This is a genomic window from Pelagibius litoralis (assembly GCF_011683915.1).
Taxonomy (GTDB): domain Bacteria; phylum Pseudomonadota; class Alphaproteobacteria; order Kiloniellales; family Kiloniellaceae; genus Pelagibius; species Pelagibius litoralis.
On record NZ_JAAQPH010000022.1, the window covers coordinates 66,554 to 89,640 of the forward strand.

Below are 23,087 nucleotides of genomic sequence, written 5' to 3' on the forward strand. Positions count from 1 at the left end.
ATTTAGGCGGCCCTTGGGGAGCTGTCATCTCGCGCTCGATTGGACGTGGCCTTCAGCGCTTTCAGGAACTCACGGCGCCATGCATGCACGTCATTGGTTTCCAGGTGGTTCATCATCTGCCGCCATCGCATTTGTCGGTCCATCAATGGCATTCTCAGGGCTTCCCGGATCGCCGCGGCAACAGCTGAGGTATCGAAAGGGTTCACGAGCAGCGCATTCGTCAGTTCCTGGGCGGCCCCTGCAAAGCGCGAGAGGATCAGTACCCCAGGGTCTTCAGGGTCCTGGGCTGCCACGTATTCCTTGGCGACGAGATTCATGCCATCGCGCAGCGGTGTTACAAGTCCAATGCGGCTGACGCGGTAGAGCGCGGCCAATTGAGCTTGGTTGAAGGCCTTGTTGAGATAGCGGATCGGCGCCCAGTCAAAGGTACCGAGACGGCCGTTGATGCGGCCCGACAGGGACTCCAACTGGCTTCGCATATCACGATATTCCAGAACTGACTCTCTCGAGGGCGCCGCGATCTGTATAAGTGAAATATTCTCTTGAAGTGCCGGGGTCTCGTCGAGAACCATCTCGAACGCACGAAAACGTTCGGCAAGCCCTTTGGTGTAGTCGAGGCGATCGACGCCGCAGATCCAGTCGCGCTCATGCATGCAGGCGCGAAGCCGTTGAGTTCGACGCTGCACATCGGATGATCCGGCCATCTCTCTGAACGCCTTTGTATCGATGCCAACCGGGAAGACACCCACGCGAACGGAATGAGTGCCGAAGGCGATGTCTCCATCGTTTCGAAGACTACCACCCAGATACCGTAGGGCCGCCTCTCGGAAATTCTCGGCGCAGGCCGAAGTCTGGAATCCAACTAGGTCGTATGCGCAGAAGTCCGAGAGGAGTTCGCGGTGATACGGCAAGGCGGCGAAGGTTTCGGCTTGGGGAAATGGAACATGAAGGAAGAACCCGAGAGGTGCCATTTTACCAAGACTGCGGAGTTCTTTTCCCAACGGAACCAGATGATAGTCCTGAATCCAAATCGCATCGCCGGTTTGCAGCAATGACGAGAGAGCGTGAGCGAACCTGAAACTTACCTTTCGATAGATTTGGTAGGCCTTGCGGTCCGGTCTGAGCAGATCGAGCCGGCCATGGAAGACAGGCCACAAGGTGCGATTGGAGAATTCCTCATAGTAGCCGTGGAATTCCTCATCCGAGAGATCCAAGGTTGCGAGTGAGAATGCGCCGCATTGATCCAGTCGGGGCTGCGGGCCAGGACGTTCGGTGATCGTGCCGCTCCACCCGAACCAGAGGCCCCCACTTTCCTCAAGCGATGCCTTGAGCGCTACCGCTAACCCGCCAGCGCTTGTCTCAAGGGAAAGCGAAGGCACCCGGTTTGAGACGATGACGAGCCGTTCCATTGCAGTTTCTCCGTATATTTCAAGCCTTGCCCTGCTGGTGTTGGAACCACCGCTTTTTAACCATCAGGTTTTTTGCTAGAGCAGGAGTCCTGGCTGCCTTCCCGCGATGTTGGGCGATTGATAACCGGGCGGGTAGGCGTGCAGCAGGACCGACTGATTTATTCGTTGCTCATATTGCACTTTCTGGTTTGGGAGCGCCTTGATCTGGCGCAAGACGCCGAGAAACAGAGTTGCGTGGAGCGTAAAAGCGCTGGCTTTCAGCCAATCATTGCTGTCATCGGGATGGAAAACCTTGTCTCTGCGGTCCTGTTGGCAGAGTGGTGCGGTCGATGTGAATCAAGGGCGTATCAGCGAACGGGTTTACGGATTTTAGGTATCGGTGAGATGCTTGAACCGCACGCCGCAGAGCATTGTTTGCTGCCGAGACCGACGCTGTGAAGATCATGGACACAATGCAGAACAACACACTGGGCCAGTAGGTATTGGGAGACGACGGCCGTCTTATTGGCGCCCTCATGCTGAAGGACATACTGGATCTTTGCGCACTCAAAATTGGCCTCGATGGGCTGTGCTGAACGACCCCAACATGGGCGGGGCGCAGACAAAGAAACCAGATTTAGATCAATGTATCCGAAGCGAGGCTCTGCTAGAGGTTGCTTCAGCATCCACAGCCATGGAGTGCGCCGTGTCGGGCAAAGATCACAGCTCGGGCCGATCGAGCGGGAAACCGCTAGCGACCGCTGAGCCCGCCGGGCCGCAAGCGACGGGACGATTGTTGGGCCTCGTCGGCGACTTGGTTGAGGAACTGCACCCAGGGCGTTCGGGCAGAGTACAGCTTGGATTAGACAGTCAACTGGATCGCGATCTGGGCTTTGATAGCCTGGGTCGGGTCGAGTTGTTGTATCGACTGGAGCGCGCTTTCGGCGTCAGTTTACCCGAAGCGTTGCTCGGTGAAGCGGAAACCCCCGGCGATCTCCTCATCGCTATTCTCAGCGCCGAGGGAAGGGAAAAGCCGGCCCTTGATATGAAGTCGACGCTCGGCGTTCTTGGGGCCGTGGAGGCAGCTCCGCGTCAAGCGGCGACCCTTCCTGAAGTCCTGGACTGGCATGTTCAGGCACACCCCGAGCGACCACATCTCCAGCTTCTAACGGAGAGTGGACAAGAGGAAACATTAACCTACACCGAGTTGTCGGTGCGAGCGCGTTCAGTTGCCGCAGGATTGCGGGAGCGCGGCCTTGCGCCGGCTGAGCGAGTTGCGATCATGCTGCCGACGGGCGCGGCTTTCTTCGCCGCTTTCTTCGGCATTCTCTATGCCGGTGGAGTGCCGGTGCCGATTTACCCGCCGATGCGTCGGTCGCAGATCGAAGAACATCTGCGGCGCCAAGCGAAGATTCTTCAAAATGCCGGTGCCAGTTTCTTGATTGTCGGAGCGGAAGCGCATCCCGTAGCGGTCCTCCTGAGGTCACAAGTGACGGCACTTCAGGCGATAGCCACGGTGGAGGAGCTTACTCTCTCGACTTCCGTTAAGCTACCCGAGGCCGCTTCGTCATTGGCTACAGCGCTTATTCAATACACATCCGGCAGCACCGGTGATCCTAAGGGGGTTGTCCTCAGCCATCAGAATCTTCTTAGCAACATCCGCGCGATGGGTGACCAGATGGAGGCCAGTTCCTCTGATGTTTTTGTAAGCTGGTTACCACTTTACCACGACATGGGATTGATCGGAGCTTGGCTTGGAAGCCTCTACTACGCGGCGCCGGCGGTGATCATGTCACCAATAAGCTTTCTTGCACGCCCGGAACGTTGGCTTTGGGCCATACATCGGCATCGTGGCACCTTGTCGGCGGCACCGAATTTTGCATTCGAACTGTGTCTGCATCGGATCGATGCGGCGAGCATCGAGGGGCTGGATCTTGGCTCGCTGCGCTTCGTGGCAAATGGTGCGGAGCCGATCAACCCGGATACCATCCGGCGGTTTACAGATCGCTTCGCAGACTATGGGTTTCGTCGCGAGGCCATGAAACCGGTGTATGGCCTGGCTGAGAGCGCTGTCGGCTTAGCCTTTCCGCCCTCCACGCGCGCGCCGGTGATCGATCAGATCGAGCGCAGTGCCTTAAGCGTCAACGGACTGGCGGTTCCGACGACTGCGGACGACGCAACGAAGATTGAGTTCGTCGCTTGCGGTCGTCCCTTACCGGGGCACGAAATCCGCATAGTCGATGCGACGGGGCAGGAACTCGGTGAGCGCCGCCAAGGACGTCTGCATTTCCGCGGGCCTTCAGCGACAAAAGGGTATTTCCAGAACGAATCGAAGAACCGCGAGCTCTTCGTTGAAGATTGGCTCGACAGTGGCGATCTCGCCTACGAGGCTGGCGGGGATGTGTTTATAACCGGGCGCATCAAGGACGTCATTCTTCGGGCTGGTCGCAACATTTATCCGCAAGAGGTCGAGGAGGCTGTTGGCGAGGTCGAGGGCCTACGTAAGGGCTGCACGGCCGTATTCGGCAGCCCTGATCCCACCTCGGGCACGGAACGCGTCGTTATTCTCGCGGAAACGCGGGCAACAGACCTTGAGATTATGGCAGACCTACGCCGCCGCGTGTCGGAAGTCACTCTGGACATACTTGAGAACCCGCCTGACGAGGTCGTTCTGGTCCCGCCACGCACCGTGCCCAAGACCTCAAGCGGCAAGGTTCGCCGGGCGGCGGCACGTGCGCTCTATGAGGAGGGCCGCCTTGGCGTAAAGTCGACGCCCCTCTGGTGGCAGGTCGTGCGTCTGATCCTGGCTGGTCTCAGGCCTCAGGCACGCCGTGGATTGAATGTGCTGGCAAGCCTATTCTATGCAGGTTACTGGTGGGGCGTGATCTTTCTGCTGGGCGGCTTGGTGTGGCCGCTGGCCCTTGTGCTGCCTGGCGAGGGGATGCGCTGGACGCTGCTTCATTACGCAGCGCGGCTCGCGTTTCGCCTCCTGGCAATACCTGTCGAAATCAGGGGAGGTGAGGGCCTGCCACACGGCGGTTGCGTTGTCGTGGCGAACCACGCCAGCTATATCGACGGTCTGATCCTGGCCGCGTCCGTTTCAGGTCCTTTGGCTTTCGTCGCAAAAAGGGAACTTGCCGCGCAACGTGTTGCGGGGCCGTTCCTCCGGCGTCTTGGTACAGTCTTCGTCGAACGGTTTGACCGCGAAGCGAGTGTTCAGGAGTTGGACAGTGTGCTCGCCGCTGCTCGGGCCGGTAAACGGCTTGTGTTTTTTGCAGAAGGAACCTTTACGCGTGCTCCCGGTCTGTTGCCGTTCCGTCTCGGTGCCTTTATCGCCTCGTGTCAGGCGAAACTGCCAGTTGTGCCGATTGCCCTGCAGGGCACGCGCTCGGTCATGCGCAGCAACTACTGGTTTCCCAGGCGCGGGCAGGTAAAAGTCACTATAGGTGAGCCGATCCGGCCGGACGGCGAAGACTTCAATGCAGCCCTGCGGTTGCGCGACAAGGTTCGCCACAAGATCCTGGCGCATTGCGGAGAACCGGACCTTGAGCGGTGAACGGCGGCGTCTCGGGATCTTCTCTTGGTGTCTCTACGACTGGGCGAACTCGGCGTTTTCCACGGTCATTGTCACCTTTGTCTTTGCGACCTACTTCACTCAGGCTGTAGCACCGGATCCGATCACCGGGACTATCTTTTGGGCGCGAGCTCTGAGCCTGGCCGCCCTCGTAGTGGCCGTTCTGAGCCCCGCTCTTGGTGCAATTGCGGACAAATGCGGCCGCCGCAAACCTTGGTTGTTGTGTTGCACCCTCGCTTGTGTCGTCGCAACGAGCCTGATGTGGTTCGTCGAGCCCACCACCGACGACATGATGCCTGCCCTCATCCTTGTTTTTCTGGCCTCGGTCGCATTCAGCCTCGCTATGGTGTTCTACGATGCCATGCTGCCGACGCTCGTATCTTCTCAATGGCGCGGGCGGGTCTCCGGATGGGGGTGGGGCCTGGGATACTTTGGAGGTTTAGTGTGTCTCTTGCTGGTCTTGTTGCTGGCGCGAGGCGGGGCTTTGTCGAGTGTTCTCGACGCAGGAAGCATGCAGCAGCATCGGCTTGCCGCTATCGTAGCCGGCTTGTGGTTCGCGATCTTTTCGGTACCGCTTTTTCTGCTCACGCCCGACCGGCCCGCGACTGAGATGTCGTTTGTACGCGCGGCGACTGATGGTCTCAAGACGCTTTGGGGTACGCTGCAGGCCGCCAGGCGCCACGCCGCTATTCTGCGGTTTCTCATCGCTCACCTTTTCTATACCAACGGTCTCACGACGCTCTTCGCGTTTGGGGCAATCTACGCGGCAGGCACCTTCGGGATGGATTTCGGGGAGGTTCTGCGCTTCGGTATCGCCCTCAATATTTCCGCCGGATGTGGTGCCTTGGCATTTGCCTGGATTGACGACAGAATTGGTTCGAAACGCACCATCTTGATTGCCCTGTCCGGCTTAATCCTGCTCGGCGGCATCCTGGTTGTCGTCCAGTCAAAGCAGTTTTTGTGGACATTCGGTGTCATGCTCGGGATCTTCGTCGGCCCGGCACAGGCGGCAGGACGCAGTCTTATGGCGCGGCTGACGCCGAGGGATCGGGAAACCGAGATGTTCGGCCTCTACGCGCTTGCAGGAAAGGCTACGGTTTTTCTGGGCCCGTTGGTCTTCTCCCTTGCAACCGATCTCTTCGACAGTCAGCGTGCGGGCATGGCCACCATACTGATCTTCTTCATCCTCGGGTTTGTGGTTCTGAGGGGTTTGCACGAGCCGGAGCGATAGGTTCCATGGGTTTCTCGCCGGCGCTATTGTCGTGTGTGAGTCAGATTACTTCGTGAAAGGGCCGGTGCTTGGATTGGAGGATTCGGGGCCCTCACCGTCGCCGTCGTCTTCGCCATCGCCGGCCATTTCGGCCAAGAGTTTAGCCTTGAGGACTTTGCCGATGACGGAGTACGGCAAAGCCTCCCGAAACTCAATTTGCTTCGGGGTTTCGATGGACGAGAGCTTATCTTTGAGGAAGTCCAGAAGTAGATCTTCTTGCAGTTTCTGACCCGGCACCGGGATAACGACAGCCGCAACCCTCTGTCCCCAGTAAGGATCGGGAAGACCGAGCACGGCGGCGTCCGCCACCTGTGGATGGAGCCGGATCGCAGCCTCTATCAAGCGAGGATATACTGTGTAGCCTCCGGTCTTGATCACATCCTTGAGACGATCGATCAGGTAGACGTAACCTTCTCCGTCCATGCAACCGACGTCGCCGGTATGAAGGTGGCCCTCGACCAAGACGTCAGCCGTCTCTTTGGGATGCTTCCAATAGCCGGCCATGACTTGCGGCCCGGAGATACAGATTTCGCCTGTGTTACCAGGACGAAGCGGGGTGCAACGGTCGTCCGTAGAGAGAATCTCGATGGTGGTGCGAGGCATGGGCAGACCAACAGATCCTGACTTGTCGGCAACGCCAGGCAAGTTGAAGGTTGCGACCGGAGATGCTTCGGTTAAGCCATAGCCTTCTAGCAGCCTACAACCGCTTAGCCGCTCGAAGGTTTCCTTGACCTTGATCGGCAGAGCGTCCCCACCTGACGTGCAGAACTTGAGTGAGGAGAAACTGTAGCTCCGGACGTTGGGCGCCGTGTTGATCGCAACGTAGATGGTCGGTACTGCAGCAAACAGTGTTGGTTTCTTCCGGTCGATCGTCTGCAAGAGTTCGCTCACTTCGAAACGCGGCATTAGAACCATCTCGGCACCCAGCGCTATGCTTGTGTTCATCACCGCCGTCATACCGAAAGCGTGAAAGAAGGGAATTACGGCGAGAGCCCGCTCTCTTCCCGGCTCGGCCGTTGTGAGGCCAAGGGCACTCTGCATCGCATTGGCGTAGAGATTGTCGTGTGTAAGACACACGCCCTTGGGCTCTCCGGTCGTTCCTCCGGTGTAGAGCAGGGCCGCGATATCATTGTGCGGATCAACTTCAGGGAGTGGGGCGCTACCGGGCTCCATAAGGAGATGTTCTAAGGGTACATGATAGTCATCGGAATGGGGAGCAGCAGCGCGTTCTCTACGTTTAAACAGGGCAAACAGAAGGTTCTTGGGAAATGGCAGGATACGGGACATCCTGCAAATCACGAGCTTGCGGAGCTTGAGGGCGTCGCGAAGAACGGCGAGTTTGTCGTAAAGCCGCGCCAGGTCCAGCGTCACCATGAACTCGGATTCGGAATCACGGACCTGCCGTTCCAGCTCTTGCTTAGCCAGCAGGGGATTGTAGGTGACGATGGTGCCACCTGCCTTGAGTACGGCGAAGTAGCACAGCACGAAATAGGGGCAGTTGGGCAGAAAGAGTCCGACCTTGGTACCCTTCTCGACGCCGAGGTTTTGGAATCCCCTCGCCAACCGATCGACTGTTTCGGCGGATTCCTGATAACAGTACTTTTTTCCAAGGAAATCGAGGAAGGGGCGTGGTCCATATTTCTTCGCGGCGTCGTCAAGCAAGGCGAAGAGAGGGCGCGACTGGATCTGCGAACGCCAGTCAAGGCCCTTGGGATAGGTGAGTTCCCAGGGGTGTCCAGCGTGTTGGTTGACGATGTTTGCCATGTCGAACTTTGGGCAGTCTGCATCGCGGTCGCCCAACATGCTGTGATTCACATCAATCTTGGCGGCACTGACACGCTAAGTGCCTGGCGATGGCGGTCAGGTGTCGCTAGCGTCGACAAATGATCCCGGTATCCGTCAAGCGCCATCGGTTCCCGCCGATAGTCATTCGGCATACGGACTGGCTTTATGTTCGATTTACGCCGTCGTTTTGCAATGCCGCGGAGCAGCTGGCTGACCGTTGGACCCTGAATCACACCCTGGCGGTGAGGGATGGGCGCGAGCTTTTCCCCACCCACATGACTGAGACCGGGGTCTGAAGGAACACAACCATACCCGCCAAGAAGCTATCCGAACTAGCCAGGACGATCCGCTCGAAGAACGCCGGAGTGAACGAGATCACTTTCGATGTGGTCTTCCGCACGGCCGAGATCTACGAACAAGTCAAACGCAGTGGCGCGTTGACCCTAAGTATTGCAGTCGCTAGGCGACTCGCTCCGTCACCGCGTCCATTCTTCGTCGAATCCGATCCGGAGCAAATTGCCGTAGATCAATGCCCATAACGCCGCTCTCAGGTATTTTCGCGATCATGCAGAGAATTCTCGTCGCCTACTATTCCCAAACCGGTCATACCCGGCAGATAGCCGAGGCCATCACTGCGGACTGCGGCGCAGATATCGAACAGATAGAGGACGTGAACAGCCGCGCGGGTATGTTGGGTTACCTACGGTCTGGATGGCAGGCATTCACGAAGCGTGCCGCTCACATCCGCCCGGTCCAAGCAAGCCCCGGCCAATACGATCTTATCGCAATCGGAACACCGGTCTGGATGATGAACCTCTCGTCTCCGGTCCGGACCTACATCGCCGAACAGGGAACCGAGTTCAAGAAGGTTGCCTTTTTCTGTACTGCGGGCTCGGCGGGCGGCGAGGGCGTCTTCAAGCAGATGGCTGATCTCTGCGGCAAGCAGCCGGTCGCCACGCTCATCGTCACTGAAGGTGAGATCAAATCGGGAAGCTTTGGCGAAAAGGTGCGGGCTTTCCAACGGTCCATAGATCAAGAATTGGGAGAGCCCCATGCCGGCACTCACGCCCCGGCAAGTCCATGAGCAATTCACGGAAGCCTTTAAAGTGCATGATCTGGATGCGCTGATCGCCCTCTACGATCCGGATGGTGTCATGGTGCCGGGCCCAGGTGAAAAGCCAGTGCGCGGGCACTTAGCCATCCGCAAGGCGCTTGAAGCCTTGCAGAAACTCAAGCCGTCGAACGTTGAGCTTAAGACCGTATTCTGCATTGAGCGCGATGACTTGGCGCTAACGCGCTCGAGGTGGCATTTCACGGGTACCAGCCCGGACGGCCAACCAGTTCATATGGCAGGCAGTGGGACCGAGGTAATGCGCCGGCGGCCTGATGGCACCTGGGTCCACCTTTTTGACAATCCGTGGGGTGGCGACGTTTTAGACTAGCGCCTTCCACCGAGCGGATCGCCGCCCTGAAAGTTGCCTGTGGCGGGGAAAAGGTCAGCCAGCTGATTTTGGCTTGTCAGGAGACTCGTCATGAACATATCCCGGTCAACGAAAATGGCTCAAGAATTTTTGGCCAAGAGACAGCCGTTTCAAAGAAAGGTGCAAACCTACAGAAAACAATTCAGCGCTGTACCGGAAACGATCTTCCCGCAACTTTGTCCAACGCGGGAGGTCGACTGGATCGATGGCTGGGTTGCAGAGTTAATCTACACCACCAACGGCTATGCCGAACCGGATTGCATATTCACCACACCGGAAAGCAACGTTCTCGGCTCAGGGCTCTGGGTTTTTACTCGGTTTGAGCCGAACAGGATTGTGGAATTGGTCGTGATACATGCGAACAACATCGTTGAGCATGTCAGAATCGAGTTGATAGACAATGGCGATGGCACATGCGAGGGCATCTGGACGCTCAAATTCACGGCGATTGGTGAAGACGGAAACGCCGTGATTGAAGCGATGCCAGATAAGGACCCAGACTTTGATATCGTTCTTGACGGGCTGGAACACTTCCTAAAGACGGGCGAAAGACCGGAAGTCGCGAGATAGCTTTGATGGATGTTGAGAGCTGGACCGCTGGCGCTGTGTAGAAACACCCTCGGCTTCAGCGGCATGACATTCGTGCGGACCACTGTTCTAGATCGGATTCACATGTTTTGACGGAACCACTTCGTGGTTGCGCCAAAACATGTAAATCCAATCGCCATCAAACAGTAGAGCAGATTCACCCGGTCGATGGATCGCCTCCGGCGATTCCATCCGACCAGGATCTGCTCTAGGCAGGGTGGAGGGTGTAAAGGACACAACGCGCCAGCGGTCGCTGAACGAGAGACGGGCCTTGGGGCGAACCGCAAGACAGGCCGTTCGGCCGCGTTGCGAAATGATCACTACGAACAAGCCGCTGCATCCGGGTAACTGATTCGCCACTTGGAAGCGGACATTGAAGTCACGCGAACGAAAAGACGCCTTTGGGTCGAACCCGGCCTTTCCTTGACTCCAAGATACAGGTCCCTGTTGGCCTTCCCCTGTAAATCACCTGTAAATCGAAGAGCACGTTTGATCGTGTCGTCGCGCAGTTTCAGGACGGATCCTGGTTGTAGGAAGCCTCGCCGGTGCGGACCCAGCCGGCGAGGCTTCCGGCAAGGACTATGTCAGCCTGAGACTGGCGACCCGGGAATTCGGCCCCCGCAAGCTCTGCGCCAACCTGGGCCGGGCCGCCGGCCAGGATGACCCGGAGGTCTTCGCGGTCATCTGGAACCCGGCCGACTGACGGCCTTCTATCGGCTCGCGCGCCTTCGGGCGCGGGAGTCTTATCTCGTTTTAAGTGAGTGACGTTGAGCTGTTGATAGCATATCGGCTCAAGTCGGAAGAATTCTGGTGACTGTGGCAGTTAACGTGTCAATGTCTTGTAGGCTATTTTGGGTGCGACAACCGGTTCCAGAATTTATTGGGATTCCCCCAGCCGTTGCATAACTGCATAGAGTTCCGGCTTGCGCTCGAAACCGATGCCTGCTGCGTCCGGTAGCCCGACATAGGAGTCTTCTACCGCGCAGTCCGCGGCGAAGCCGTTGAAAGGCCAGAAGACGTCCGGGTAGCTCTCGTTGCCGCCGAGACCCAGGCCGGCCGCGATGTTGAGGGAGAACTGGTGTCCCCCGTGCGGAATACAGCGTCGGGCCGACCAGCCATGGACGGCAAGAACGTCGAGGGTGCGGAGGTATTCGACCAAGCCGTAGCTTAGGGCGCAATCGAACTGCAGCCAATCCCGGTCGGCTCGCAGTCCGCCGTAGCGCAGCAGGTTGCGCGCATCCTGGTGCGAGAAGAGGTTCTCTCCGGTGGCCATGGCAGGGGCGTAGTACTGTGCGAGGGTCGCTTGAAGTTGATAGTCCAAGGGATCGCCCGCTTCTTCGTACCAGAACAGGCCATAGGGCTCCAAGGCGCGGGCGTAGGCAATGGCCGTGTCCAGGTCGAAGCGCCCGTTGGCATCGACGGCGAGACGATCCGCGGCCCCGACCACCGCGATCGCCGCCTCGATGCGCTTAATGTCCTCGGCCAGCGAGGTACCGCCGATCTTCATCTTGCAAACCCGGTAGCCACGGTCGAGATAGCTGCGCAGTTCGTCGCGCAGCCCCTGCAGGCCCTTGTCCGGGTAGTAATAGCCGCCGGCGGCGTAGACGAAGACCTTCTCGTCAACCTCGCCGCCCCGGTAGCGGTCCGCCAGCAGCCGGTAGAGCGGTACACCGGCAATCTTGGCGACGGCATCCCAAACCGCCATGTCGAGAACACCCACGGCCACGGAGCGTTCACCGTGGCCGCCGGGCTTTTCGTTGGCCATCAGGCAATCCCAGATTCGAAAGGGATCGAGAGTCTCCCTTTCCTCGTCGATCAGGGTCTGCGGCTCGGCGTTGCGCAGGCGCGGCATGAAACGCTCGCGCAGCAGGCCGCTCGGCGCATAGCGGCCGTTGGAGTTGAAGCCGTAGCCGACGACCGGGCGGCCATCCCGTACCACATCGGTGACTACGGCGACGACGCTGACGGTCATCTGGCTGAAGTCGATGTAGGCGTTGCGCAGGTCCGACTTGATCGGAACCACCGTTTCCCGCAGGTCGACAATTCTCACGCATGCGGACTTGTCCGCGACTATTGCTGTCATTTGGTGCCTTCCTGCGGCACAGAAGCCTTATCCTGCCGCTGCTTCACTGGTCGACGACAAAGCCGTCTCGGTGGGCCCGCATAGAAATCGGCCGCGCGATCTTCGGTGCCACCTTCTCGATGTCGCCGACGAGGTTTATGCCGATTCCCGGACGCGTCGGGACGTCGATGAAACCATCTTGCACCGGCGGAACCGCGTCGACCAGTTCAAAGCCGCGCAGCTGGTGATCCGGACGGTCGGCCGCGGCCGGGTCCGAGAAGCCCAGTCCCACGGTGGGGTATTCCTGGATGGCGAAGTTGGGAATCGCCGCATCGAGCTGCAGGCAGGCGGCCAGCGAGATCGGCGACAGCGGATTGTGGGGGATCACCTGTATGTCATGCGCTTCGGCCAGGGCCGCAACCTTGCGCGCGCCGGTAATGCCGCCACAAAGGCAGACCGAAACCCGCGCGTAGGCCAGCGCCTTGCGGGCGATATGGGTTTGGAACTCGTAGGGCGAGAACAGGCGCTCCCCGGTAGCGATAGGCACCGTCACCTTTTCGGCGATGCGCGCCATCGAGTCCGGGGCTGTCGGGGCCATGGGATCTTCGTAGAACATCGGCCGATAAGGGGCGATCTCGTTGCCGAAAACGATGGCTTCCGCCGGGGTCAGGCGGCGGTGGATTTCGATGCAGAGGTCGACCTCCGGCCCCAGGGCTTCGCGCAGATCGCGAACCACCGCTACGGCATCACCGATCTTACGGGCGTGGGCGCGGTCGTAGGCGATCGAGCGATCCTCGTCGAGAAATGGATTGAGGTGACCGATGGCCGTGAAACCGAGATCCTTCAGCTCCAGGCAACGGGCAATCATCTCCTCCCGGCTTTTGGCCTTGACGTGTGCATAGACGCGCGCCCTGCGGCGGGTCGGCCCGCCGAGCAGGACATGGACTGGAACTCCGAAAGCCTTGCCCTTGATATCCCAGAGCGCCACGTCGATCGCCGAGACGGCGCCGTAGAGCGCCGCCCCCCGGAAGTACGACCATCGTGTGAGCACGTTCCAATGGTGTTCGATGGCGCCGGCATCCTTGCCGACGAGGTAGTCGCCGCACTTCTCAATCGCGGTCGCTGCCGGTTCCAACTGGCCCCAGGCGCCGCACTCGCCGTATCCGGTCAGGCCGTCGTCGGTCTCGATCACGGCGTAGAGAAAGCGGTCGGCGAAGACCGGCGTGACAGTTTTGATTTTCATCGCGGCTCCCGGAATTGGTTTCGGTCAGGCTGCCTTGGCGGAGGAACTGCGGGTCAAGGTTAGGTCTGAACCCCGTTTTTCGATAGCGGTTCCGAAAGGCAGCGAGCGTTCCGCCAACTGTTCGACGATTGCATCGCCTTGCGGTATCGAGGGATCGAGGATGGCGACCAGGTTGTCCTCATCGCGCCGTACCGGAACGACGGAGACATCCTTGAGCCCCTGTTTCGAAACGATGAGTCGGACCATGATCCCGTCGAGGTTGCGGCCCAACATGCGGACCCAGTCGAAGGCGAAGTTGCCCAGGCTGTAGAAGATCGGCTTACCCTTGTAGAGTTCGGTGCCCTGAACGACGTGGGGGTGATGGCCGAAAACGACGTCGGCGCCGGCATCAACGGCTGTGCGCCCGACGGTCTGCTGGTAGTCGGCGATGTCGGGGCTACCGGATATTCCCCAGTGACAGGACATTGCGACCAAGTCGACCTGCTCTTTGAGCCGTCGGATGTCGTTTTCCATCGCCGCCAGCTCCTCGCGGTCGGGAACGGTCAGGATGAGCGGCGGCGTGCCGGGCATCTCCAAAGCCCGTCTTCCCGGCTGATAGCCGGTGTGGATCTTGATGGTTGCGCAGCCGGCGGTATCCGCCGTTGCCGCATGATTGACATGCCAAAAGACCGAAGTGTAGCTGAGGAACCCGAAACGGATTCCGTTTGCTTCCAGGATCGCCGGTTTGCGTGCCTCTTCCAGATTGACACCTGCACCGCAATGAGCGATCCCGGCAAGATCGAGCGTGGCATTGCTGGCAAGGGCGGCGCTGGGCGGATAGCAGACATTGCTGGCGCAGGCGAAGACCTTGAAGCCAGCGGCCTTGTACCCCTCAGCCATTCTTGGTTCGCTATGGCGCCACAGCAGTTTATGGGCGATGTCTGGATTTTCTGGATCTTCCGAGGGCGGGCTGAGGGGGCCTTCCAACTGACCGTAGAGAAGATCGGCGGCCTTCAGCGTCGTGCCGACATGCTTGAACGCACCCGCCGGCTCGTCGCGGCCCTGGATGTTGGTGTCGCCGACCAGGATCAGGGTGGCGTCGTCGTTGCCTGGTTGTTGAGACCAGTTCCAGGCATCTGCGGCATGCGTCATGGTTGTCACCTCCATTCTCTCTTGAACGTCATCCGCTGGCCACGTAACGGTGTCGTTCGTGAATCCTGCGCTGCGTTGGGTCCGGCCGTGGGACGGCCGACAAAAGCGCCTTGGTATAGGCATGTTGGGGGTTGTCACAGACAGCGAGCGCGTCGCCGATCTCGACGATCTCTCCCCTGTACATAACCGCGACCCGGTCGCAGAAGTAGCGGATCACGCTGATGTCGTGGCTGATGAAAAGAAAGCTCAGGTTCATCTGCGCCTGAAGTGACAGCAGCAGGTCGAGAACCTGGGCGCGCAGGCTGACATCCAGGGCCGACGTCGCCTCGTCGGCGACGATCACCCTGGGCGAGGGCGCCAGGGCGCGCGCAATGGAGATACGTTGCCGCTGACCGCCGGAGAAAGCATGGGGGTAGCGCTCCAGAAAGGTCGCCTTCAGGTCGACGCGCTCCATCAGTTCGACAACCCGCTCGCGGACGGCTTTGGGCTTCCAGCCCATCATCAGCAGCGGCTCGCCGACGATCTGTTCGATGGTCATGCGGGGGTTGAGGGAGCCGAAGGGGTCCTGGAAAATCATCCTGATCTCGCGATAGATCTGGCGCAGCTCGGCCCTGCCGACGCAGCTGATATCGACCTCCGAGCCGTCAGGGCGGCGATAGAAAACGGATCCGGCGGTCGGTTCGATCATGCGCAGGAGGCAGCGGCCGAGCGTGGTCTTGCCGGACCCGCTTTCCCCCACGATCCCCAGGTTCTCACCTTCGCGCAGTTGCAGGCTGACATCGGCGACGGCGCGCACCACGGACTGAGTGCGTCTGAAGAAGCCCTTATGGGCGGCAAAGTCCTTTTCAAGGTTTTCCACCCGCAGGATCGGTGGCTTGTGCTCATCGATTCGAGGCCGCGACAGCCGCAGTTCGGCGGGTCTTTCCAATCGCAGTGCAGAACCGATCAGCATCCGGGAATAGGGGTGCTGTGGATTTTTGAAGAGCGCCCCCACCGGACCGCTTTCGACCATGGCGCCATGCCGCATTACGCAGACGGTATCGGCGATTTCCGCAACCACCCCCATGTCATGGGTAATGAAGATGACCGCCATACCGAAATCGGTCTGAAGTTCCTTGATGAGATCGAGAATTTCGGCCTGGGTCGTGACGTCCAGGGCCGTTGTCGGTTCGTCGGCGATCAGTACAGAGGGATTGCAGGCCAAGGCCATGGCGATCATGGCGCGCTGGCGCATGCCCCCGGAATATTCGAAAGGGTAGCGGTCCACCGTCGTCTCGGGGTCGGGAATCTCGACCCGGCGCAGTAGTGCGATGGTTCGGGTGCGGCGGTCCTTCTTGTCCAGATCGGTATGGAGCTTCAGCGCCTCGTCGATCTGAAAACCGATCTTGTGAACCGGGGACAGGGAGCTCATGGGTTCCTGGAAGATCATGGAGATCTCCTTACCCCGGATGCTGCGCACTTCGCTGCCGCGCGAATCCAGCTTTGCCATGTCGACGGTTCTTGCCGCATCGCCGCCCACGCCATGCAGCAGGATCTCGCCGGCCGTCACCCTTCCGGGGCTCTGCACGATCCGCAGGATCGAGCGTGCCGTCACGCTCTTGCCGGAACCGCTCTCACCGACGATGCAGAGGGTCTCGCCGCGCCGCAGGGTAAAGCTGATGTCGTCCACCGCCTTCAAAACCCCGGTGCGAAGGCTGAACTCTGTGGAAAGGTTTCTGACCTCGAGAACCACGTCGCCAGCGGGCTCCGCCCTCTGGGGCAGGACTGAAACCGCGCTGTCGGCATCGCTCAAAGATCGATCCATAGCGCTAGTCCGCGTAAGGGTCGGCGGCATCGCGCATGCCGTCGCCCAGGAAGTTCAAAGACAGCACCGCAACCACCACGGAGAGGCCGGGCAGCAACAGCCAGGGCGCCGTGGCCACCGCCCGCACGTTCTGCGCTTCCTGGAGCAGAACGCCCCAGCTGACCACAGGCGGGCGCAGGCCGATGCCGAGGAAACTCAAAGCGGTTTCGGCCAGGATCATGGTCGGGATGGCCAGCGTCAGGGTGGCGATGATATGGCTCAGGAACGACGGGGCCATGTGGCGCAGGATGATCCGCACCTCGCCGGCACCGTCGAGTTTCGCCGCCGCGACGAAGTCTTCGGTTTTCATCGAGAGGAAGCGTCCGCGCACCTCCCTTGCCAGAGAAGTCCAGCCGATCAGCGAAATCAGCACGGTGATAAGAAAGTAGACCATGAGCGGCGACCAGTTCTGTGGGATCGCCGCGGCCAGGCCCATCCACAGCGGAATCGTCGGAATCGCTTTCAGGAACTCGATGGTTCTTTGGATGGCGTCGTCGACAAGGCCGCCGTAGTAGCCCGATATCCCGCCCAGCAGCACACCGACGAAGAGGCTGACGAAGACCCCGACGAGACCGATGGACATGGAAACCCGGGCCCCATGGACGATCCGGCTCAGCATATCGCGTCCCAGCCGGTCGGCGCCGAGCAGATAAAAGGGGTCGCCCTTGTTGACCGGACCGATAAATTTGGTCTCCAGGGGGATGAATCCCAAGAGCAGGTAGGGATCACTGGTCACAAAGAAACCGATCGGGATGATCCTGGTATCGTCGGGGACGAAGGTGCGGCGAATGGCGATGGGGTCGATTTCGACTTTGTAGCCGGTGACATGGGGTTGAAACCGGGTGCCGCCGTTTTCACCGGGAACAAGGAAACCGACCGCCTGGGGCGGCGCATAGGTGTGTCTTGTGCTTGTCTGGTTCGGCGGCAAAGGCGCCAGAAACTCGGCAAAGATAGCAACCAGATAGATCCCCAGAACCACCAGGACGCTGATCACGGCGAGGCGGTGGCGTTTGAAGCGCCACCACATCAACTGCCACTGGCTGGCATAGTCGGCCCCCCGCGCCGCGGTCACCGGAACGCCGCCGTCGCCCGGCCTGCCCGGGGGAAGCCTGTCGGCGCTGTCAGAAACGGTCATGGCGCCGCCTCATTTGTAGCGGATGCGTGGGTCCAGCCACGCCAGCAGAAGGTCGGAAACCAGGGTGCCGATCACCGTCAGGATGCTCAGGATCATGATAAAGCTGCCGGCCAGGTACATGTCCTGTGACTTCAGGGCGATCAGCAGGACAGGGCCGGTTGTGGGAAGGTTCAAGACGATGGATGTAATCGCAGCGCCGGAAACCAGCGAGGGCAGTTCCCAGCCAACCTGGCTTACAAAGGGATTGAGTGCCAGCCTGACCGGATAGCGCATCAGCAGCCGGCCCTCCGAGACGCCCTTGGCGCGCGCGGTCTCGACATAGGGTTTGTTCAGTTCGTCGGCCAGGTTGGCGCGCATGATCCGGATCAGTCCGGCGGTGCTGGCGGTGCCGATGATGATGACCGGGATCCAGATGTGGGCCATCAGGTCCCAGAATCTCGCCCAGCTCCAGGGCGCCTCAGCGAATTCCGGCGAGAACAGGCCGCCGACGCTTTGGCCGAAGAAAGTCAGGGCGCCGTACATCAGGATCAGGGCCAGTAGGAAGTTCGGAATCGCCAGGCCCAAGAACCCCAGAAAGGTGAAGGCGTAGTCGCCGACCGAGTACTTTTTCACGGCGGAGTAGACGCCGATGGGAAAGGCGACGACGTAAACGAAGACCAGCGAGGCAAGGGAGATGGCGAAGGTCAGCCCGACCCGATCCCAAAGCACGTCGGAAACCGGACGCTGGTACTGAAATGACCAACCGAAATCACCGGCGAAAACGATGCCGGTGATCCACTGCCAATACTGCACCACGACGGGTTCATCGAGGCGATAGCGCTTTTTCAGGTTTTCGATCTCGATACCGCTGATGTCGCCGCCGTCGGCTTCCAGGGTCGAGATGTAGGTGTCGAGAAAATCGCCAGGCGGCAGCTGAACGATCCCGAACGACACGATCGAGATCGCCAGCAACGTCGGGATCATGAAAACCAAACGCCTGATCACGTAGTTGGAGAGCATTGCCGTGGGCTATCCCTGTTGAATGTGCCGGTCCATCATCTGCCCAGAAGACGGGAAAAGGCGGCCCGATCCCCAGGCGGGCCGCCTTTCCCTGTCTTCATCACGCGTCAGCCGTTCTTTCCGTCGACGAAATAATAGGTCGGTGGATCGGTGGGGCCCGGCGGTGCGAACCAATAGGATCCGTGCATTTGCTTCGGCACGTTTTTCATCCGGTTCGACACGATGCCATAGTCTGCCTTCGGTACGACGATGCCGATGGTGTAAAAGCTGTCTGCGGCGATCTGCAGGATTTCCCGCATCGCCGCCTCGCGTTCGGCCGGTTCGGCAAGCGAGTTCACCTGATCCCAAAGCTCCAGCTGGCGTTTCACATGGGCCGGTGGTTCCGTCCCGCCCTCGCGGCCACGATGCCAGTCGTACCAGGGAATGCCATAGGCGGCGTTGTGATGCATCGGTACCCAGGGCGTAGGCCGCAGAAAGGCATCGCGAGCGCCACCGGGAAAGTCCTCGATGATGACGTCGTGCTCGTTGGCGTTCTTGCGCGATCGCACCAGAGAGCGCTCGACAATATCGACCCTTGCGTTGATGCCGACCTTCTGCCAGTGCTCGACCACCATCAGGCTTGAATCGGCCATGAACTTTTTGTCCGCGCGGGTCAGGATGGCGAATTCGATGGGCTGGCCGTCGGGGCCGAGCCGCCAGCCGTCGTCATCGCGCTGCGCGAAACCCGCCTTGTCGAGCAGGGCGTTTGCCTTGTCGACGTCGTAATCAAGGAACTGCTTGGCGAGTTGCTCGTTATAGAGTGGCTCGTAGCTTGGCAGTACGCCGGTTTGCATGGGCGTGCCTTGACCGATGAAGACCAGATCGATGATTTCCTGGCGGTTGATGGCATGACTGAGCCCTGCCCGGAAATCCTTGTTCGCCAAGACCTCCCTTAGCACCGGATCCTTGTGCACTTGATTGAAGGAATAAGTTGCGAGATTGGAGTCGGAGGGAATCAGCTCGAAGAAGTCGAAGTCACCCTTTTCACGGCCGTCGAACAGGACCGCCTTGTTGGCCACCGTGTTGACCATCGTCGCGATCATGTCGATCTCGCCGGCCAGGGCTTTCAGTAGCAACACCTCGGGGTCCTGGACGATCTCAAAGACAACCCGGTCGATGTAGGGCAGTTGCTGACCCTGTGTATCCACTTTCCAGTAGTAGGGGTTCCGTTCGGCCACCACCTGATTGCCGCTTCCGTAAGGCACCCGGACGACCCATGCATTCAACGTGGGCTTGTCGGGATTGAGCCAGGTATCCGCCTTCAGGCTGAACAGGTCCGCCCAGGAACTGGTGCCGGCCCCCTTCACCAGGGCGTCGAGACCGTCTTTATTGAAGGCCGGGTGAAACTGGCGCATGTAGTGTGCGGGATACTTGGTCAGGGCATCGCCGCCGATCTGCGTGGTGACCTGTGCCATACCTTCCAGAAAGCTCGCATTCGGTCTTTCGAAGGTGACCGTAAAGGTTTGCGCATCCACTTTCTCGATGACGGCCGGGCTCTCCTTACCGCTGCGCAGGTAGCCGGGAAATTCCGCCAGATCGGGGTGGCCGAAGACCTGTTCGTAGGCGAAAAGGATATCGTCGGTATCGAAAGGATCGCCATCCGACCACCTCATGCCTTCGCGCAGTGTGATGGTGTAGACCTTGGCATCGGCGCTGACGTCGAAAGAAGCGGCGATGTTGGGCACGACGCCGGTCCAGTCCGCCGACCAATGAAACATGTGGTCATAACCGACCGTGCGAAGATTCCATGTCGGCGCACTGGGCTTCGAGCCCGTACGCCAGACGCCGCCATAAACGCCGACGCTGTCCAAAGGCTCAAGGACACGCGGGTTTTTTGGCAGGCGTTCCGCCACCGGCGGCAGTTCCCCTGACGCGACCCTTTTGATTAGTTGCGGTGCCTCGGCATAAGTGTCTGCCAATCCAACGGTAGCTGCCGCCGCGACGGTGAGACCCGCGAAAGCGGCGAGCGTCGTCCGATGGGCGCGTTTGCGCGGCGACATTTCGTACATCGCGATTGTTCCTCCCTTTAGATCGTGACGGCAGCTGTCCACTGCTCTTGCCTAATGCCTTTCACTGTGAGATTGGCCTTTTAATTTGTCAATGAGCAAAAATCTTTTTCATCTAATGAAAAATATAAATAAAGATAAGGAAGCCGAAATGAATCGGCCCCGAACGGTATCTGGCGGGTGGGCTTAGTCGTCGAAGATTTCGACGGTGTGCTGGTCGCTGTCGGCGAGGCGGCGGACCGGGGCTTGAGCGCTCGCGGCCCAGCCCAGTCGGCGGGACAGATCCTCTGCAGCGGCCACAATCGTCTTTGCGATTGACGATGGGTTGTCCAGCGGGAAGCGCGAGGCAACGCGGGAGACGGAAACCGCACCGACGACATGGCCGTCGCGGCCGCGGACAGGCGCTGCCAGGCAACAGATCTGTTGTTCATACTCTTCCAGATCCAGCGCATAGCCCTGCGTGCGAACACGGTCCAGGTCCGTCAAAAGAGCCGAACGCTCGGTAATCGTCCGCGGGGTGAAGGACTGAAATGGCTCCTCGCCGAATGCCTCCTGTAATGCGGATTCCCAAAGCCAGGCCGTCATCACCTTTCCGGCCGCCGTACAATGCAGGGGGGCCCGGACGCCGAGGCGTGAGGCCATACGAATCATCCCACGGCCTTCGCGCTGATCGACGAAGATAATCTCGTTCTTCTCACGAACCGCCAACGACACCGTGTCTCCCAGGGTTTCCGCAAGACGGATGAGAACCGGTTCGGCGACCTGATGCAGCCTGAGGCGTTGGGTGAAGGCCGAACCCACCTGGAAAGCCCGCGGGCCGACGTCATAGAGGCCGGTTTGCTCGTCCTGGTGAACGTAATCCCGGCTGCGTAGGGTTTCCAACAACCGCGATGTCGTTGCCGGCGTCAGATCCAGGCGTCTGGAAATCTCTGAAAGCGATAGGGAGGCTTCGTCGGCGATGACCTCCAGGATTCGCAATCCCCTGTCCAGAGTCCGGGTGACCTCCATATTCGTTCGGGTCTTGGCCCGGCCGCGCTTGAGCTCCGCCATGCTGATCCAAATTGGTTTGCAAAGGTTGATCCGCTACCAGCATGCAGGAGCTCCTGGAATTTTTCAATCAGTGATAAATCCTTGCGAGCAGGCGTGAGATCAGGCGCTCGCCTGCAGGGCCAAGGTTTGGCCGATCCAGCCAGAGATCTCGCGCGCCACGACGGCCTCGTAACCCAGGAAGGTGTTGGTGGCGCCGTCGATGATCTTTGCCTGGACGCTCGGCGACTGTACGGCGGTGCGCCGGATGGTTTCGATGAAGGCCGGCAGCGGGCGATCCCGTCGCTCCGCCTTGCTGCCATAGAGGACAAAGATGGCTTGGCGGATCTGGGCCAGGGCCGGCGGCCTGTCACTGCCTTCGCCATAGAATTCCCGGTGGATGCGTGCCCGGTCCGCATAGACCTGGGCGCTCACGGTGCTGCCGAAGGAGTCGCTTACCGCGCCCATGGCCATGAGTTCCTGCCCGCGGCCCTCGGCGATCATACTCTTGGCCAGCGCAGTGGTTTCGGCGGGCGCCAGATCGGTGATCTTGTCTCGCACGATAGTGCCCGAGGAGGCGAAAACACAGCCGACCAACTGTCTGTCCTGCCGTTGGACCTGATAGAAAACAACCTTCGGCGCGCCGTAACCGGCGCCGACCAGGATGTAGTTTTTGTAACCCTCTTTCCGGGCCAGTTCCGTCCAGGCCGCGATATCAAAGGGACTGTCGATGAACTGCTCCCAGGCCGTGCCGCCAAGAACGAAGCCGGACGGCGTGCGGAACCAAGCGCCCAGGTCGTGTCCGCGCGTATTGACCGTCAGGAAGGGGCGGCCGAGGCGCGCCAACTGTCGGCCGATTTCGACGAACTCGCGCTGGCTGAAGCGCCTATGCATGCCATGGACCCAGATTATCAAAGGGCCCGTCCTGCCAGCCGACTGGGGTGTAATCAGTAACCCTTCAAGCTCGAGACCGTCCTCTGTGGTCACGAAGACGAGCTTTTCTGTGGGGTCACCGGTCTTGCGCTGCATACGATTGAAAGGCTTTCGAGAAGATCACACGGATGACTTTGGCTTACCGGTTCAAGGTAGAGATGTTTCTCGCCGAGTGACAAGAACTTCGCGTTGCGGCGCCGATTCCCTACGCTCTCAACGAAGATAAGACTCTGGCCTATCTGGACCAGGCGTTGCCTGCCACAGCGCCTGGCTTCTGTGCAAGCTCAGCGCCCGGTGGTTTCTGAGGACTGGCCAACAGTTGCGCTACCCGGTGACCCGATCTGCGGTTCTGCGAAAAAACCGCGCCTTCTGACCGCTCGCTTGGCAGCAGACTCACACATAAACCTAAAGTTGTCTCATTTAGGTTTCTCGACTCTTCGTAGAGTCGAAGAGAAGTTGTTCTCGGCACTGGCAATGCCTTTCAAGCCCTCCATCGACGGCGGTTTTCCGCCGGGCGCGTTGCGAGTTGGCCGTGAGGTCCATGGCAGGTGCAAGGCTGTACCTAAAGGGAAGAGGGGAGCTAA

Annotated in this window: 18 protein-coding genes; 7 read left to right on the top strand and 11 right to left on the bottom strand. The window is 59.7% G+C overall.

Annotated elements, in window-relative coordinates; all coding sequences use genetic code 11:
• Positions 1–2 precede the first annotated feature (2 nt).
• Positions 3–1,409, bottom strand: coding sequence for an alpha,alpha-trehalose-phosphate synthase (UDP-forming) (locus tag HBA54_RS22975; protein WP_167229110.1), 1,407 nt, complete (start codon positions 1,407–1,409; stop codon positions 3–5).
• A 138-nt stretch (positions 1,410–1,547) separates the two neighbouring features.
• Here HBA54_RS22975 and HBA54_RS22980 point away from each other — a divergent pair, with 138 nt between their 5' ends.
• The 3 genes from HBA54_RS22980 to HBA54_RS22990 all read left to right on the top strand — a co-directional run bounded on the left by HBA54_RS22980 (position 1,548) and on the right by HBA54_RS22990 (position 6,193).
• The gene (locus tag HBA54_RS22980) at positions 1,548–1,847 is read left to right on the top strand and encodes a hypothetical protein (protein WP_167229112.1); all 300 of its coding nucleotides are present in this window, start codon (positions 1,548–1,550) and stop codon (positions 1,845–1,847) included.
• A 247-nt stretch (positions 1,848–2,094) separates the two neighbouring features.
• Positions 2,095–4,944 carry an AMP-binding protein gene (locus HBA54_RS22985; RefSeq protein WP_205944857.1) on the top strand — a complete coding sequence of 950 codons (2,850 nt, stop codon included), beginning with the start codon at positions 2,095–2,097 and terminating at the stop codon, positions 4,942–4,944.
• The gene (locus HBA54_RS22990; protein WP_240932842.1) at positions 4,934–6,193 is read left to right on the top strand and encodes an MFS transporter; all 1,260 of its coding nucleotides are present in this window, start codon (positions 4,934–4,936) and stop codon (positions 6,191–6,193) included. The genes HBA54_RS22985 and HBA54_RS22990 overlap by 11 nt, the downstream gene beginning before the upstream one ends.
• 45 nt (positions 6,194–6,238) lie before the next feature.
• Here HBA54_RS22990 and HBA54_RS22995 read toward each other — a convergent pair whose 3' ends face one another.
• Positions 6,239–8,035, bottom strand: a complete 1,797-nt coding sequence (locus tag HBA54_RS22995) for a long-chain-fatty-acid--CoA ligase (protein WP_240932843.1) — start codon at positions 8,033–8,035, stop codon at positions 6,239–6,241.
• Positions 8,036–8,325: 290 nt separating this feature from the next.
• On the opposite strand from HBA54_RS22995, the gene HBA54_RS23000 reads away from it, so the two are divergent.
• The 4 genes from HBA54_RS23000 to HBA54_RS23015 all read left to right on the top strand — a co-directional run bounded on the left by HBA54_RS23000 (position 8,326) and on the right by HBA54_RS23015 (position 10,068).
• Positions 8,326–8,556, top strand: coding sequence for a DUF4387 family protein (locus tag HBA54_RS23000; RefSeq protein WP_167229152.1), 231 nt, complete (start codon positions 8,326–8,328; stop codon positions 8,554–8,556).
• A gap of 26 nt (positions 8,557–8,582) precedes the next feature.
• On the top strand, positions 8,583–9,101 hold the full coding sequence (locus HBA54_RS23005; RefSeq protein ID WP_167229116.1) for a flavodoxin family protein: 519 nt from the start codon (positions 8,583–8,585) through the stop codon (positions 9,099–9,101).
• Positions 9,070–9,459 carry a YybH family protein gene (locus tag HBA54_RS23010; RefSeq protein WP_167229118.1) on the top strand — a complete coding sequence of 130 codons (390 nt, stop codon included), beginning with the start codon at positions 9,070–9,072 and terminating at the stop codon, positions 9,457–9,459. Before HBA54_RS23005 ends, HBA54_RS23010 begins: the two co-directional genes overlap by 32 nt.
• Before the next feature lie 90 nt (positions 9,460–9,549).
• Entirely contained in the window at positions 9,550–10,068 is a 519-nt protein-coding gene (locus HBA54_RS23015) for a hypothetical protein (RefSeq protein WP_167229120.1), read from the top strand.
• An 895-nt stretch (positions 10,069–10,963) separates the two neighbouring features.
• Here HBA54_RS23015 and HBA54_RS23025 read toward each other — a convergent pair.
• The 9 genes from HBA54_RS23025 to HBA54_RS23065 all read right to left on the bottom strand — a co-directional run bounded on the left by HBA54_RS23025 (position 10,964) and on the right by HBA54_RS23065 (position 22,464).
• Complete coding sequence (locus HBA54_RS23025; RefSeq protein ID WP_167229154.1) at positions 10,964–12,136, bottom strand: mandelate racemase/muconate lactonizing enzyme family protein; 1,173 nt, start codon at positions 12,134–12,136, stop codon at positions 10,964–10,966.
• 76 nt (positions 12,137–12,212) lie between these two features.
• Positions 12,213–13,391: a mandelate racemase/muconate lactonizing enzyme family protein gene (locus HBA54_RS23030; RefSeq protein ID WP_167229122.1), complete on the bottom strand. Its 1,179-nt coding sequence runs from the start codon at positions 13,389–13,391 to the stop codon at positions 12,213–12,215.
• A gap of 24 nt (positions 13,392–13,415) precedes the next feature.
• The gene (locus tag HBA54_RS23035; protein WP_167229124.1) at positions 13,416–14,522 is read right to left on the bottom strand and encodes a CapA family protein; all 1,107 of its coding nucleotides are present in this window, start codon (positions 14,520–14,522) and stop codon (positions 13,416–13,418) included.
• A 28-nt stretch (positions 14,523–14,550) separates the two neighbouring features.
• Positions 14,551–16,326 carry an ABC transporter ATP-binding protein gene (locus tag HBA54_RS23040; RefSeq protein WP_167229126.1) on the bottom strand — a complete coding sequence of 592 codons (1,776 nt, stop codon included), beginning with the start codon at positions 16,324–16,326 and terminating at the stop codon, positions 14,551–14,553.
• A 4-nt stretch (positions 16,327–16,330) separates the two neighbouring features.
• Positions 16,331–17,500, bottom strand: a complete 1,170-nt coding sequence (locus HBA54_RS23045) for an ABC transporter permease (protein WP_167229128.1) — start codon at positions 17,498–17,500, stop codon at positions 16,331–16,333.
• Between the two features lie 9 nt (positions 17,501–17,509).
• Positions 17,510–18,499 carry an ABC transporter permease gene (locus HBA54_RS23050; RefSeq protein WP_167229130.1) on the bottom strand — a complete coding sequence of 330 codons (990 nt, stop codon included), beginning with the start codon at positions 18,497–18,499 and terminating at the stop codon, positions 17,510–17,512.
• 107 nt (positions 18,500–18,606) lie between these two features.
• The gene (locus HBA54_RS23055) at positions 18,607–20,547 is read right to left on the bottom strand and encodes an ABC transporter substrate-binding protein (protein WP_167229132.1); all 1,941 of its coding nucleotides are present in this window, start codon (positions 20,545–20,547) and stop codon (positions 18,607–18,609) included.
• Positions 20,548–20,730: 183 nt separating this feature from the next.
• Complete coding sequence (locus tag HBA54_RS23060) at positions 20,731–21,594, bottom strand: IclR family transcriptional regulator (RefSeq protein WP_167229134.1); 864 nt, start codon at positions 21,592–21,594, stop codon at positions 20,731–20,733.
• A gap of 99 nt (positions 21,595–21,693) precedes the next feature.
• Positions 21,694–22,464: an alpha/beta hydrolase gene (locus HBA54_RS23065; protein WP_167229136.1), complete on the bottom strand. Its 771-nt coding sequence runs from the start codon at positions 22,462–22,464 to the stop codon at positions 21,694–21,696.
• Positions 22,465–23,087 lie beyond the last annotated feature (623 nt).

Excerpts from the sequence above, each read along its gene's own strand:
- HBA54_RS23030 (WP_167229122.1), bottom strand. The coding sequence starts at position 13,391 with ATGAAAATCAAAACTGTCACGCCGGTCTTCGCCGACCGCTTTCTCTAC.
- HBA54_RS23065 (WP_167229136.1), bottom strand. The coding sequence starts at position 22,464 with ATGCATAGGCGCTTCAGCCAGCGCGAGTTCGTCGAAATCGGCCGACAG.
- HBA54_RS23035 (WP_167229124.1), bottom strand. The coding sequence starts at position 14,522 with ATGACGCATGCCGCAGATGCCTGGAACTGGTCTCAACAACCAGGCAAC.
- HBA54_RS22995 (WP_240932843.1), bottom strand. The coding sequence starts at position 8,035 with ATGTTGGGCGACCGCGATGCAGACTGCCCAAAGTTCGACATGGCAAAC.
- HBA54_RS23015 (WP_167229120.1), top strand. The coding sequence starts at position 9,550 with ATGAACATATCCCGGTCAACGAAAATGGCTCAAGAATTTTTGGCCAAG.
- HBA54_RS23010 (WP_167229118.1), top strand. The coding sequence starts at position 9,070 with ATGCCGGCACTCACGCCCCGGCAAGTCCATGAGCAATTCACGGAAGCC.
- HBA54_RS23060 (WP_167229134.1), bottom strand. The coding sequence starts at position 21,594 with ATGGCGGAGCTCAAGCGCGGCCGGGCCAAGACCCGAACGAATATGGAG.
- HBA54_RS23055 (WP_167229132.1), bottom strand. The coding sequence starts at position 20,547 with ATGTACGAAATGTCGCCGCGCAAACGCGCCCATCGGACGACGCTCGCC.
- HBA54_RS23045 (WP_167229128.1), bottom strand. The coding sequence starts at position 17,500 with ATGACCGTTTCTGACAGCGCCGACAGGCTTCCCCCGGGCAGGCCGGGC.
- HBA54_RS23040 (WP_167229126.1), bottom strand. The coding sequence starts at position 16,326 with ATGGATCGATCTTTGAGCGATGCCGACAGCGCGGTTTCAGTCCTGCCC.
- HBA54_RS22975 (WP_167229110.1), bottom strand. The coding sequence starts at position 1,409 with ATGGAACGGCTCGTCATCGTCTCAAACCGGGTGCCTTCGCTTTCCCTT.
- HBA54_RS23050 (WP_167229130.1), bottom strand. The coding sequence starts at position 18,499 with ATGCTCTCCAACTACGTGATCAGGCGTTTGGTTTTCATGATCCCGACG.
- HBA54_RS23005 (WP_167229116.1), top strand. The coding sequence starts at position 8,583 with ATGCAGAGAATTCTCGTCGCCTACTATTCCCAAACCGGTCATACCCGG.